The organism is Janthinobacterium sp. GW822-FHT07A03 (assembly GCF_058798815.1).
In genome coordinates this window covers 227,721-240,353 of the sequence record NZ_JBXAKW010000004.1, presented here as the reverse complement: position 1 = coordinate 240,353, position 12,633 = coordinate 227,721, and the positions used below count along the sequence as shown (strand labels likewise).

The 12,633-nt window shown below is 63.7% G+C and carries 17 protein-coding genes; 12 read left to right on the top strand and 5 right to left on the bottom strand.

Annotation, left to right across the window (positions count from 1 at the left end):
* The first annotated feature begins 34 nt into the window (after positions 1–34).
* The 5 genes from AC1RJW_RS13400 to AC1RJW_RS13380 all read left to right on the top strand — a co-directional run bounded on the left by AC1RJW_RS13400 (position 35) and on the right by AC1RJW_RS13380 (position 4,196).
* Positions 35–907, top strand: a complete 873-nt coding sequence (locus tag AC1RJW_RS13400) for a beta/gamma crystallin family protein (protein ID WP_493045352.1) — start codon at positions 35–37, stop codon at positions 905–907.
* A 102-nt stretch (positions 908–1,009) separates the two neighbouring features.
* Complete coding sequence (locus AC1RJW_RS13395) at positions 1,010–2,002, top strand: beta/gamma crystallin-related protein (protein ID WP_493045351.1); 993 nt, start codon at positions 1,010–1,012, stop codon at positions 2,000–2,002.
* 160 nt (positions 2,003–2,162) lie between these two features.
* A complete protein-coding gene (locus AC1RJW_RS13390) occupies positions 2,163–2,828 on the top strand; it encodes a beta/gamma crystallin family protein (protein ID WP_493045350.1) in 666 nt (221 codons plus the stop codon).
* 132 nt (positions 2,829–2,960) lie between these two features.
* Positions 2,961–3,881 carry a DnaJ C-terminal domain-containing protein gene (locus tag AC1RJW_RS13385; RefSeq protein WP_493045349.1) on the top strand — a complete coding sequence of 307 codons (921 nt, stop codon included), beginning with the start codon at positions 2,961–2,963 and terminating at the stop codon, positions 3,879–3,881.
* 3 nt (positions 3,882–3,884) lie between these two features.
* The gene (locus AC1RJW_RS13380; RefSeq protein WP_493045348.1) at positions 3,885–4,196 is read left to right on the top strand and encodes a chaperone modulator CbpM; all 312 of its coding nucleotides are present in this window, start codon (positions 3,885–3,887) and stop codon (positions 4,194–4,196) included.
* A 3-nt stretch (positions 4,197–4,199) separates the two neighbouring features.
* Here the strand turns inward: AC1RJW_RS13380 and AC1RJW_RS13375 are convergent, their stop codons facing one another.
* Complete coding sequence (locus AC1RJW_RS13375) at positions 4,200–4,427, bottom strand: hypothetical protein (protein ID WP_086138121.1); 228 nt, start codon at positions 4,425–4,427, stop codon at positions 4,200–4,202.
* Between the two features lie 59 nt (positions 4,428–4,486).
* Positions 4,487–5,401 (bottom strand): LysR family transcriptional regulator, encoded by a 915-nt coding sequence (locus AC1RJW_RS13370; protein ID WP_493045347.1) that lies wholly within the window; start codon positions 5,399–5,401, stop codon positions 4,487–4,489.
* A 134-nt stretch (positions 5,402–5,535) separates the two neighbouring features.
* On the opposite strand from AC1RJW_RS13370, the gene AC1RJW_RS13365 reads away from it, so the two are divergent.
* Positions 5,536–6,141: an FMN-dependent NADH-azoreductase gene (locus AC1RJW_RS13365; RefSeq protein ID WP_493045346.1), complete on the top strand. Its 606-nt coding sequence runs from the start codon at positions 5,536–5,538 to the stop codon at positions 6,139–6,141.
* Between the two features lie 112 nt (positions 6,142–6,253).
* Entirely contained in the window at positions 6,254–6,808 is a 555-nt protein-coding gene (locus tag AC1RJW_RS13360; RefSeq protein ID WP_493045345.1) for a Cif family virulence factor, read from the top strand.
* 17 nt (positions 6,809–6,825) lie between these two features.
* Here AC1RJW_RS13360 and AC1RJW_RS13355 read toward each other — a convergent pair whose 3' ends face one another.
* Complete coding sequence (locus tag AC1RJW_RS13355) at positions 6,826–7,125, bottom strand: hypothetical protein (protein ID WP_353658545.1); 300 nt, start codon at positions 7,123–7,125, stop codon at positions 6,826–6,828.
* Positions 7,126–7,262: 137 nt separating this feature from the next.
* On the opposite strand from AC1RJW_RS13355, the gene AC1RJW_RS13350 reads away from it, so the two are divergent.
* From AC1RJW_RS13350 to pncB, 3 genes are all read left to right on the top strand, one after another.
* Complete coding sequence (locus AC1RJW_RS13350) at positions 7,263–7,517, top strand: hypothetical protein (RefSeq protein WP_493045344.1); 255 nt, start codon at positions 7,263–7,265, stop codon at positions 7,515–7,517.
* A 116-nt stretch (positions 7,518–7,633) separates the two neighbouring features.
* Positions 7,634–8,497, top strand: a complete 864-nt coding sequence (locus AC1RJW_RS13345; RefSeq protein ID WP_493045343.1) for a cysteine hydrolase family protein — start codon at positions 7,634–7,636, stop codon at positions 8,495–8,497.
* Between the two features lie 77 nt (positions 8,498–8,574).
* The gene (pncB, locus tag AC1RJW_RS13340; protein WP_230538562.1) at positions 8,575–9,765 is read left to right on the top strand and encodes a nicotinate phosphoribosyltransferase; all 1,191 of its coding nucleotides are present in this window, start codon (positions 8,575–8,577) and stop codon (positions 9,763–9,765) included.
* 36 nt (positions 9,766–9,801) lie between these two features.
* On the opposite strand, the gene AC1RJW_RS13335 is transcribed toward pncB, so the two are convergent.
* A complete protein-coding gene (locus AC1RJW_RS13335) occupies positions 9,802–10,101 on the bottom strand; it encodes an antibiotic biosynthesis monooxygenase family protein (RefSeq protein ID WP_493045342.1) in 300 nt (99 codons plus the stop codon).
* Between the two features lie 65 nt (positions 10,102–10,166).
* Positions 10,167–10,514 (bottom strand): hypothetical protein, encoded by a 348-nt coding sequence (locus AC1RJW_RS13330; protein ID WP_493045341.1) that lies wholly within the window; start codon positions 10,512–10,514, stop codon positions 10,167–10,169.
* Between the two features lie 194 nt (positions 10,515–10,708).
* Between AC1RJW_RS13330 and AC1RJW_RS13325 the strand changes: the two genes are divergently transcribed.
* Positions 10,709–11,290: a DJ-1/PfpI family protein gene (locus tag AC1RJW_RS13325; RefSeq protein WP_287777691.1), complete on the top strand. Its 582-nt coding sequence runs from the start codon at positions 10,709–10,711 to the stop codon at positions 11,288–11,290.
* A gap of 64 nt (positions 11,291–11,354) precedes the next feature.
* The gene (locus tag AC1RJW_RS13320; RefSeq protein ID WP_493045340.1) at positions 11,355–12,587 is read left to right on the top strand and encodes a GAF domain-containing sensor histidine kinase; all 1,233 of its coding nucleotides are present in this window, start codon (positions 11,355–11,357) and stop codon (positions 12,585–12,587) included.
* Positions 12,588–12,633 lie beyond the last annotated feature (46 nt).

Genomic DNA, 12,633 nt, shown 5'->3' with positions numbered 1-12,633 from the left:
ATCACTTGCTTTTGCCGCCACCGGAGACCGTCCCATGAATCGCCCGTTCGCCTTTGCTCTGCTGTGTGCCAGTTCGCTGTTTGTCCACCTCGCGGCGCAGGCCGGCGAGATCCGCCTGTACACCGATGACAATTTCAAGGGCAGGGTGGTGGTCTTGCGCGATACGACGGATGACTTGTCGCGCGTCAATTTCAATGACACCGTGTCGAGCATCCAGGTCGATTCGGGCAGCTGGGAAGTGTGCACGCATGCCGATTTCAAGGGCGATTGCAAGACCCTGGAACGGGGCGACTACCGCTCGATGCCGGGCATGAACGATAAAATCTCGTCTGTGCGGGAAACCGGCACCGGGCAGGGCAGCGGCAGCGGCGGTGGACGCCGCGCGGCGCTGGAGCTGTTCGCCGACAGCGGCCAGCGCGGCGCGTCGGCCGGCGTGAACTCGGACCGCGACGACCTGGTCGACATCAGCTTCAACGACCGCGCCAGCAGCGCGCGCGTCGAGTACGGCTACTGGCAGCTGTGCAGCGATTCCAACTACCGTGGCAGCTGCCGCGTGTTCGGGCCTGGCCGCCATGATGATCTGGGCAGCCTGAACGGGCGCGTGTCGTCGGCGCGCCTGGTCGATCCGCGCGAGGAGAACCGTCCGCAAAATGACGAAGGCCTGGTGGTGCTGTATGGCCGCGCGTTCCTGAAGGGGCCCGGGCTGCAGGTGAACCGCGACGTCAGCGACCTGGTGCGCCTGAACTTCAACGACCAGGCCGCATCCCTCGCCATCAACGAAGGCACCTGGGAAGTCTGCACGGACTCGCAGTTCAACGGCAGCTGCGAGCGCATGGGGCCGGGCAAGTATGAAGTGCTGAACACGACGTTTGACAAGCGTATTTCCTCGCTGCGCCGCCTGTACTGAACGCGTGATCGGACCTTCCGCGTGGCCTTGTATTTGTTACACTAACATCCTGGCGTTTTGGCCAGGCAAATCATCACCAAAGAATGAAGAATGGAGTTAATCATGACGGGCCCTTTCAAACACACGCTGGCATGCGCGGCCACCTTGCTGCTCTCGCTGGGGGCCCATGCGGCCGCCCATGCGGGCGATATCACCCTGTTCGAGGACGTGGATCTGCGTGGCCGCGCGGTGAACCTGCGCGAAACGACGGACGACCTGTCGCGCATGGGCTTTAACGACAAGGTGTCGAGCATCCTGGTGCGTTCGGGTACGTGGGATGTGTGTACCGATGCCGGTTTCCGCGGCAATTGCCGCACCCTGGGACCGGGCGAATACCGCTCGCTGCCGGGCATGAATGACGCCATCAGTTCGGTGCGCGAGTCGGGACGCGGCGATGGCAACAATCCGGGACGCCCGGGACGCGATCCCGACCGGGGCCATGGCGGCTATGGCCGTGGCGGCTCGCTGGAAGTGTATTCGGGTGCCGGCCAGAATGGCGGCTCGGCGCGCCTGAACCGCGACACGGACGATTTCGTCAGTATCGGCTTCAACGACCGCACCACCAGCATCGTCGTTTATAACGGCTACTGGCAGCTGTGCAGCGATTCGAACTACAACGGCGTGTGCCGCATCTTCGGCCCTGGCCGCCATGACGACCTGGGACGCGGCCTCGATGGACGGGTCTCGTCGGCGCGCATGGTCGACGAACGCGAAGCGCGCCGCCAGCAGCAGTACGATAATCAGTACCAGCGGCCGCAGTACGACCAGCCGCAATATCCGCAATACCAGCAGCCGCAGTACCAGCAGCGCGGCGCCGTCCTGCTGTTCCCCGAAGCGGGCATGCGCGGCGAGCCGCTGGCGCTGGACCGCAATGCGGAAGACCTGGTGCGCTACAACTTCAACGACCGCGCCTCGTCCATCGTCGTCAACGAGGGCCAGTGGGAAGTGTGCAGCGATTCGAATTTCCATGGCCGCTGCGAAGTGATCGGGCCGGGCGAATATGGCCGCCTGAACAGCATGGAAAACCAGATTTCCTCGCTGCGCCGCGTGCGCTGATCCCGTCCTGACGTCGTGCTGACAGGCCGCCTGCCGGGTTGATCCCTCCAGGCGGTTTTTACATTCGCTGCCGTGCGCTGACATTTGCTTTCCCTTTGTTACACTCGCCGCCTGCCGCCTGGTCTACACTGGCGAAAATGTCATCAGTATTGGAGTTGTCATGGTTCGATCTTTCCGGCCCGCGCTGTTGTGCGCCGCCACCTTCCTTGCCCCCCTCGCCGCATCGGCGGGCGAAATCACGCTGTTCGAGGACGCCGGTTTCCGCGGCCGCCCCGTCACCCTGCGCTCCGACACGGGCGACCTGTCGCGCATGGGCTTTAACGACAAGACCTCGAGCATCATCGTGCGCTCGGGTACCTGGGAAGTGTGCAAGGACGCCAATTACCGGGGCAACTGCCGCGTGCTGCAGCCTGGCCGCTACGACACCATGCCAGGCATGAACGATGCCGTTTCCTCCGTGCGCGAAGTGGGCCGCCCGGGCCATGGCGGCGGCGACCACCGGCCTTACCCGCCGCGTCCGGAACGTCCTCATCCCGGCTATCCCGGCCATGGCGGCGGCCATCGTCCCGACATGAATGGCGCCGTGCTGCTGTTCCCCGATGCCGGCATGCGCGGCCGGCCCGTGCGCCTGGACCGCGAGGTGCACGACTTGAGCCGCTATGGCTTCAACGACCGCGCCGAATCGGTCGTCGTCAATTACGGCCGCTGGGAATTCTGCGTCGATGCCAACTTCCGTGGCCGCTGCGTGGTGATGGGGCCAGGCAGCTACGGCCGCCTGCACGGTGGCCTCGACCGCCGCATTTCTTCCGTGCGCCGCGTGCGCTAGGCGTTTTTCGCTGCCGCTTTCACCGCCCGCGCGCCCTGTGCCCCGTGGGCGGTGTTGTATCGTGCACACGCTGTCCACGGCCCAATTCGTGTACTCTTCCCACAGGCAGTTCAACCATGGGGAGCAGGCACGGTGGAATACAAGGACTACTACAAGGAGCTTGGCGTCGAGAAGACGGCGACCGAGGCCGAGATCAAGAAGGCGTACCGCAAGCTGGTACGCAAATACCATCCCGACGTGAGCAAGGAGCCGGACGCCGACAAGCGCACCAAGGCCCTCAACGAGGCCTACGGCGTGCTGGGCGACGCGGAAAAGCGCGCCGCCTACGATGAACTGGGGCGTAACCAGGGCGCGCAGGGCCAGCCCTTCCGGCCGCCGCCGGACTGGGGTTCGGGCTACGAATCGTCTGGCGCCGACGACAGCGACTTCTTTGCCGACCTGTTCGCCCACGTGGGCGGGCGCCGCCGCGCCGGCGGCAGTTTCCAGATGCAGGGCGAAGACAGTCACGCCGCCATCACCATCGACCTGCAGGACAGCTACCAGGGCGCCAGGCGCCACATCGTCATGCGCGTGCCCGAAGCGGATGCGCAAGGCCACGTGGTGACGCGCGAGCGCACCCTGGAAGTGACGATACCGAAAGGCGTCACGGAAGGGCAGCAGCTGCGCATGAAGGGGCAGGGCAATCCCGGCAGCGGTGGCGCGCCCGCCGGCGACTTGTACCTGGAAATCCGCTTCCGGCCAGACGCGCGCTACAAGGTGGAAGGGCGCGACGTGTTCGAGACGGTGCCCGTCACGCCGTGGGAAGCGGCGCTCGGCGGCGAAATCGATGTGCCTACGCCATCGGGCACGGTGTCCGTCACCGTGCCGCCCAATTCGCAGACGGGGCGCAAGCTGCGCCTGAAGGGGCGCGGTATTCCCGCCGCCCAGCCGGGCGATCTGTATCTGCTGCTGGAAGTGGTGCTGCCGCCGGCGAACGACGACAAGGCGCGCGAACTGTATGCAACCATGGCGCGCGAGATGGCTTTCAATCCACGCCAGAAGCTGGGAGGGTAAATCATGACAAACAAGGTAATTGGCGAACTGCTCGAAGATCGTGCCCTGAGCCTGGAGGAACTGGCGCGCGCCTGCGCCGTGGAACCGGATTGGGTGGTGCAGCATGTGCAGACGGGCGTGCTGCTGCAAGGCGGCCCGCCGGCGGGCCAGCTGACGGCCTGGCGCTTCACCAGTCTGGACCTGGTGCGCGCGCGCCGCCTGCACGAAATCGAATCCGTGTTCGACGCGAACGCGGAACTGGCCGCGCTGGTGGTCGATCTATCGGAAGAAGTGGCGCGCCTGCGCCGCCGCCTGCACGTGCTGGGCGTCGAGTAGCTTTTATTCGGGCTCGCCGTGGCGTGCCACGGTGAGCCTGGCAATATAAAACTGCCCGTCGACGACGACCCGGTGCGGGATGCCGGCCACGTCGAAGCCGGGGCCGCCGTCTTCCATCCATTCCTGCGCCAGCGAGTCGAACTGCTGCGGCGTCATGCGCAGCATCTGCGCCGTGATGACGAAGCGCGCGCCTGGTTTTTGCTTGTTGACGAAGTCGTCGATGCCGGCCATGGTGTTTCCTTTTGATACTGATCAATGTATGCGCGCATGATACCCGTCCGCGCGCGCATCTAGAAGACTTGTTCCAGCAGCGGCAGCTGCTCCGCAAAGCGCTCCGTCAGCCACTTGCCCGCCTGGCCCGGCGGCGTGTCGGCGCGCTGGATCAGGTAAATCGGGTAATTCTCGCCATTGTCGACGGCCAGCGGCAGGTGCACCAGCCGTCCCTCCGTCAAATCCTCGCGCACCATCGCTTCGGGCATATTGCCCCAGCCCAGGCCCGCGCGCAGCAGCGCGTGCTTGGAGCCCAGGTCGCCCAGGCGCCAGTTGCGCAATCCCAGCACGCCGAAATCCTGGCCTTCCGTCAGCACGCTGCGGTCGCTGAGCACCAGCTGCACGTGTTCGCGCGCCACGCCGGAGGCAATCGGGCCGGCCAGCTGCGCCAGCGCGTGGCTGGGCGCGGCCACGGGAATCAGGCGCACGTGGCCGACGGCCAGGCGCTCGAAGACGCTGGCCGTGGCCGTCATCCAGCCGCCGAGGCCGATGTGGCAGCTGCCATCCATCACCAGCTGCGCCACGGCGCCCATGGCTTCGATGCGCAGGCGCAGGGCGACGGTGGGGAACTGCGCCTGGAACGCCTCAAGCACGCGCACCAGCACGCAGGTGGGGAACATCACGTCGACCACCACCGATACTTCCGCCTCCAGCCCGCCGGCCAGCGCCTTGGCGCGCGCACGCATGCCGTCGACCTTCAGGGCCACGGCGCGCGCGTCGGCCAGCAGGGCCTTGCCCGCGTCCGTCAGCGTGGGCTTGCGCTTGCCGCGGTCGAGCAGCACCACATTCAGTTGTTCTTCCAGGTTGGCGATGGTGTAGCTGATCACCGACTGTGTGCGGTGCAGCTGGCGCGCCGCGTGGGCGAAACCGCCCGCGTCGATGACGGCGACGAACACGCGCAACTGATCGAGCGAAGGCTGGCCCGGTTCTCTCATGATGATTCCCTATCTAAAAATTCGATGCTAACCATTTATATTTACATGGTTTTCTCGATGGTAGACCCGAACTATGCTGTATGCAAGGGCTGCGATGCGGCCATTCCCGTCACCCGTTTTCCCAGGAGCACTTCATGAGCAAGGTCTTGTACATCAATAGCAGCGTGCGCAACAGCGGTTCCCTGTCGCGTCAATTGTCCGGCGAATTCGTCGCAAAACTGGCCGCGCAAGGCGCCAGCGTGGTCGAGCGCGACCTGTCCGCGCAACCGGTGCCGCACCTGACGGAAGAGGTGATGGGCGCCTTCTTCACGCCGGCCGACCAGCGCAGCGCGCAGGCGGCAGCGGCGGTGCAGTTGTCCGATACCCTGGTCGATGAATTGCTGGCGGCCGACGTGCTGGTGCTGGCCGCGCCCATGTACAACTTTTCCGTGCCGTCGACCCTGAAGGCGTGGATCGACCACGTGGCGCGCGCGGGCCGCACTTTCCAGTACACGGCGACAGGCCCCGTCGGCCTGGCCACGGGCAAGAAAGCATATATTTTTACGGCCAGCGGTGGCGTCTACAGCGAAGGCCCGGGCGCCGCGTATGACTACCTGAGCACCTATCTGCGTACGGCGCTGGGCTTCATCGGCATCACCGAGATCGAGTTCGTGCAAGCGGAAGGCGTGGCCATGGGCGAGGATGCCGTCGCCAGTGCGATCGCCAAGGGCCGCGCGTCGATCGAGGCCCTGGCTGCCTGAGTTTGCCGCTACTAGTTCCAAAGAGGGATTGCCAATCTGCCATGGTTGACATAAGCTTGCCGGCGGCACGCCCCGTGCCAGGCCGGCGAGCCGTTCGCCATGAAAGTCCCTCATGCACAAGTTGGCAAGCGCAGTACTGTTCGGATGTTCCCTGCTTTCAGCAGGCATTGCGCTGGCGCAAACTGCGCCCGCTGCACCGCCTGCGCCGCCCCATGTGGGCCGCCATGCCTCCTCGCCCGAGGATATCCGCGCCATCGAAAAGGTGGTCGCCGACTTCCAGGCGGCCCTGATCGCCAAGGATGTCAAACTGCTGTCGTCGCTGATGTTGCACACCAACATCCTGTTCGCCTCGCCGGCCGACGACGGTTTCATCAAGAAAATGCGCGATACGACGGACGTCCACTTCGACGGCGTCGGGGCGGCCGGCTATGTCGGTTTCGCCAACTTCATCAAGCGCGAACCGCAGCGCACGGAAGAAAAATTCTACAACGTCAAGATCACCCAGGACCGCCATGTGGCGTGGGTCAACTTCGACTACGAATTCCTCGTCGGCGGCAAATTGTCGAACTATGGCGTGGAAGCCTGGCAGATGGTCAAGCGCGACGGCGCATGGAAAATCCTCAGCGTCGTCTGGTCCATGCATCCCGCGTCCGAGGCGGGAAAATAGCCGCCCGCCTTGCCGCCTCAGTCGCGCGGCAGCGCGCGGATTTCCACCGTGCCCCCCGCGTTCAGTACGGGGTTTCCTATCAACAATTTTTTTGCATCGTCTATACTTTCAGCTTGCACACGTAGATAGCCTGACAAGTGTGGCGTGACCGGTCTGGCCTGGCCTGAGCGGTGCACGCAGATGCCGGGCCCGATGGAGCTGCCGCCGCAGAAGCGGCCGCTGGCCCTGAGCATGGCGAAGTAGTCTTCCCAGGCGGACGTGGCGACGTCCATCGGTGTTTCCGTGTCGTCATGCATGAAGATGATGTAGTCATTCATCCTTTTTCTCCTGTGCCGCGTGATAAAAAGAGAGCTGAATCAAGTATCCCAAGCAATCGCGAGCGCATGGTTTTACCCCCACCGCGTCAGTCCGTAGAGACAAGCTGTCCGGCCATGTCATTTTTGGAGCGAACATCGTGCCGATAAAGTATGTTGATTTTTATGAGGTGAATTACACGGCAGAGCGCTTGCGGGGCTGCAAGCTATGGGGCGCGTACGTCGCCATCTATGCCCCTTCGCCCAACCCCATGCACCGGGTGAACCTGGTGAAAAAGCGCCGGGTGTCGGCCGACCACCAGTTTACAACGGAAGCGGACGCCATGGCGGAAGCGGGCGAGGTGGCCGTCAAGCTGGTCGAGCGGCGCCGGCGCCGTTATGTCTTCCACCCCTGACCTGGCTTGTTCCGACGCAAGTTATTGCGAATGAGCACGGTCCTGGCGCCGGCGGGCTAGGCGCGCCAGCGAAGTTGCCCGTATTATGCAAGATATCGTCACGCCAGAGGACCGCCATGAAACGCCAGCTGCACCTGCTCGTCATCGACCCGCAAAACGATTTTTGCGATTTACCTCCCGCCTGGCTGCCGCCAGATGCGGCGCCGGCGCTGGCCGTGCCCGGCGCCCACGCCGACATGCTGCGCGTGGCGCAGCTGATCCGCGAAGGGGGCGGCGGCTTGACGCAGATCAGCGTGACGCTCGACGCCCACCACCGCTACGATATCGCCCACCCCGCCTTCTGGCGCACGGGCGATGGCGGTCCCGTCGCCCCGTTCACGCAGATCGGCGCGCAGCAGGTGCGCGACCGCCTGTTCCTGCCCGCCGCCAGCGGCGCCTTGCCGCGCGCGCTGGCTTACCTCGATGCCTTGCAGCAAGCGGGGCGCTACCAGCTGATGGTATGGCCCGTGCATTGCGAGATCGGTAGCTGGGGCCAGAATATCCACGCGGCCGTGCGCGCCGCCTACAACGCCTGGGAAGTGGCCAAGCTGCAGGTGGTGGCCAAGCTGAGCAAGGGTTCGAATCCGTGGACCGAGCATTATTCGGCCGTCATGGCGGAAGTGCCCGATGCGCAGGATGCAGCCACGCAGCTGAACCGTGCTTTCCTCGACACCCTGCTGCCGGCGCAGCAGATTTATGTCGCCGGCGAAGCGGGCAGCCACTGCGTCAAAGCCAGTACCGAGCACATCGCCGATTACCTGCAAGCGCAGCAAAGCAAGGCGGCCCTGTCGCGTCTGGTCTTGCTGACCGACTGCATGAGCCCCGTCACGGGCTTTGAAGCGCAGCAGCGCGAGTTTCTTGCTGCCATGCAAGAGCGCGGGGTACGTCTGGCCACGTCTGCCGACATCGTTCCCGAGCTGCTGGCCAATGCGGCTGCCTGAGCCACTGTTAATCGTGCCCTGCTGAAATGCTTGCGGTGGCGTACTATTCTGGCTTCAGGAAGTTGGAGAAAACACACATGACCCCGATAGTGCGCAGTTTGCTGGAAACCGATCTGTATAAATTTACAATGTGGCAAGCATTGCTGCACGGTCATCCGAATACCCATACCGAATACGAATTTGTCTGCCGGAATAAAACGGCGTTCCCCCTGGCCGAACTGAAGGGCGAGCTGGAAGAACAGCTCGACCACCTGTGCTCGATGTCGTTCGCCGACGACGAGCTGGCCTATTTGCGCACCTTGCGCTTCATGAAGAGCGATTTCGTCGACTTTTTGACGGTGTTCCGCTTCCAGCGCAAGTTCATCGAGGTCAGCACGGACGGCGATACCCTGCTGGTGCACGCGGCCGGGCCGCAGGTGCATGTGATGGGCTTCGAGATTTTCGTGCTGTACATCATCAACGAACTGTATTTCCGCCGTTTCGACCTCGATGCGGCCATGCGCGAAGGGCGTCACCGCCTGGGCTTGAAAGTGGCGGCCGTCAAGGAATTCGGCAAGTTGCCACGGCGCAAGCATCCATTTGAATTTTCCGACTTCGGCGTGCGCCGGCGTTTTTCCGGTGCCTGGCACGACGAGGTGGTGCAACGGCTGGCGCGCGAAGTGCCCGAGTATTTCAAGGGCACGTCGAATGTCTACCTGGCGAAAAAGCTCGGTATCGTGCCGATCGGCACCATGGCGCATGAATACATGCAGTCGTTCCAGTCGTTCGGCGTGCGTCTGCGCGACTTTCAAAAGGCGGCACTGGAAGACTGGGTGCAGGAATACCGTGGCGACCTGGGCATCGCCCTGACGGACGTGGTCGGCATGGATGCCTTCCTGGCCGACTTCGACCTGTATTTCGCCAAGCTGTTCGACGGCTTGCGCCACGATTCGGGCGACCCCGTCGAGTGGGGCGAGAAGGCGCTGGCCCACTACGCGGCCCTGCGCATCGACGCCAACACCAAGCGCCTCGTGTTTTCCGACGGCCTGGACCTGGACAAGGCGTTTGCCCTGTACCAGCACTTCGCCGACCGCATCATGACGGGTTTCGGCATCGGCACCAATCTCACCAACGACGTCGGTTTGACGCCGCTCAACATCGTCATGAAACTGGTGCGCTGCAATGGCCAGTCCGTGGCGAAATTGTCGGATTCGCCGGGCAAGACCCTATGCAAGGATGAAACCTTCCTCGCGTATCTGCGGCAAGTGTTCCATCACCCTGCGGCATGACGGCGGCATGACGGCGGCAGGGCAGGCGCTGCCCGCTTAAAAACCCGTCAGCACGGTGTTCATGTGTTCGACCTGCGGCGGAGCGGCGAAGAATTCGCCCACCAGGCCGCGCCAGGCCTGGAAGTCGTCGCTGCCGCGGAAATGCACGGTATGGTCTTCCAGGGTCGTCCAGCCCACGACGAGGCGGTAGGCGTCGCCGTTTTCGATCGAGCGCTCCAGGCGCATCGATTCACAGCCGCGCGCGCGCCGGAACAGGGGCACGGCTTGCGTCACGGCCGCTTCGAAGGCTTCGTGCGTGGCCGATTTGATCTGGATATGGGCAATTTCATAAATCATGGCAAGTTCCACTGTGGAATGAAGGAACGCTGATCTTGCCATAATTTCGCCGCGCGGGGGAGGCGTCAGCCTGCCAGCGCCTGTTTGCCTGCACCTGCGCCCGCGCGCTGGCTGCCCGCGTGGCTGGCCGTGCGCTGTTCGATATCGCAGCCATTGCAGGCCTGCACGATGGCGTGCGCCCGTTCCCGTTCCTGGGAAGTGCCGATGGCGACGACGAGGCGGAACATGCCGCGCCACGCCGCCTTGCCCTGCACGGGAACGGCCTCGTCGTCGACGGTGTCGAGCTGCACGGCGTGCGCGGAAAACCCATCGCCCAGCAGGGCGCTGCGGGCCTGCTGGGCATCGGCAAGATGGTCGAAGATACGGATCAGGGCAGGCGCAGGGTTGGCAAGGGGGCTGGAGGAGGTGCTCATGGCCAGGCTTTCAAGAGGGTCGTCTGTATTTGACCTGTGAGCCTTGAAATAATTCTGCCTCAGCCTCCAAATGCCTGCATTCAGTGGCAAAAGTTTGATAAATATCCAGTATGGCTGCCAAGTCGCGCTAAGATACGCCTTGCGGTGCGTCCGGCAGGCAGGGATGCGGGATCAATCTTTCATAGGAGAACTAAATGGCAGCGAAGAAAATTCTGTTTTTGACCGGCGATTTTGCAGAAGATTATGAAACGATGGTGCCGTTCCAGGCCCTGCTGATGCTGGGCCATACCGTGCATGCCGTCTGCCCCGGCAAGAAGAGCGGCGAGACGATCAAGACGGCCATCCACGATTTCGAGGGCGACCAGACCTACACGGAAAAGCCGGGCCACCTGTTCACCCTCAACGCCAGCTTCGACGAGATCGACCCGGCCCACTATGACGCCGTGATGATCGCCGGCGGCCGCGCACCCGAATATCTGCGCCTGAACGAGAAAGTCATCGCCGCCGTGCGCCATTTCGCCGAAGCGGGCAAGCCCGTCGCGGCCGTCTGCCATGGCGCGCAATTGCTGGCCGCCGCCGACGTCATCCGCGGCAAGCGCATTTCCGCCTATCCCGCTTGCGCGCCGGAAGTGAAATTGGCGGGCGGCACGTATGCGGACATCGCCGTCACGGACGCCGTCACCGATGGCCAGTTCGTCACGGCGCCCGCCTGGCCTGCGCATCCGGCCTGGCTGGCGCAGTTCGTCAAGCTGCTGGGTACCGAGATCCATTTGTAACCTTTACCAGCCCGGCAGGCCGCAGCGTTTGCCGGGCGTACCACTTTTCAGATTCGAGTTCTTCATGCATGCGCCGCGCAGTCAACCTTCCCGCAAACAACTTCCAGCGTCGCGCTGGCGCCAGCGCCGCCTGGCGCAAGCCGCATCGGGCCTGAGCGCCGCGCAGGAACGCCAACTGGCCACCCTGCATGAGATTTCCACCTTGCTGGCGGGCCAGCACGCCATCGATGCCCTGTGCCGCGGCTTTCTGCGCCACGTGATGCAGTTCGCGCAGGCCGAAGGCGGCACCGTGCGCATCCTTGATCCGCAACAAGACACCGTGCACATCATCGTGCATGAAGGCATTTCCGACGCCATGGTGGAAGAGGAACACTGCATCCGCAACAACGATTGCCTGTGCGGCGCGGCCGTGGCGCAGGGCGTGATCCAGATCCGCGATTTCCGCCAGGTCGATGCGCTGCAGCGCTACCGTTGCCAGGACGAAGGTTTCATTGCCATCGCCGTCTTTCCCATCCTCGCGCGCGAGCAGGTGGTGGGCAGTTTTTCGCTGCACTTTGCGCGCCCGCAAGCCGTGCATGCGCAGCAGCAGGGCTGGCTGGAGACACTGGGCCAGAGCCTGGGCATCGCCATCGAAAACCAGCGCCTGATTGCGCGCGAAAAGGAATTCGCCGTAGCGCGCGAACGCAGCCTGCTGGCCGAGGGCTTGCACGACAGTATCGCGCAAAGCCTCAACTTCATCAGCCTGCAAGTGCAGATGCTCGACGATTCCGTGCGCCGGGGCCAGCTCGACGAAGCGGCCGAAGTGTTGCCACTGATGCGCATGGGCGTCGAACAGAGCTACCAGGACGTGCGCGAATTGCTGGTCAATTTCCGCACGCGCTGGCATGGCAGCGACCTGGAAAGCAAACTCAGCGAAGTGCTGGCCAAGTTCGAGCTGCAGACGGGCGTCGCCGGCACGCTGGACATGAGCGGCAATGGCGCGCCGCTGGCGCCCGAGCAGCAGTTGCAGATCCTGTTCATCGTGCAGGAAGCGCTGTCGAATATCCGCAAGCATGCGCAAGCGAGCAACGTGGCGCTGCGCGTGGAAAACGGGCGCGATTTTGCGCTGCAGGTGCGCGACGATGGCGAAGGCTTTGCCGCCAACTTGCGCGACAAGAAAACGGAATTGCAGATCGGCTTGCGTATCATGCAGGAACGGGCAGAGCGGCTCGGTGCGCAATTTGCCATCGACAGCACGCCCGGCGGCGGCACGACGATCTCGCTGGCCTTGCCGGCGGCGCGGCGCCAGGCCGCGTAACAGATGATTCCGAACTTATTCCCGCTATTTATCAGGCAACAAACAT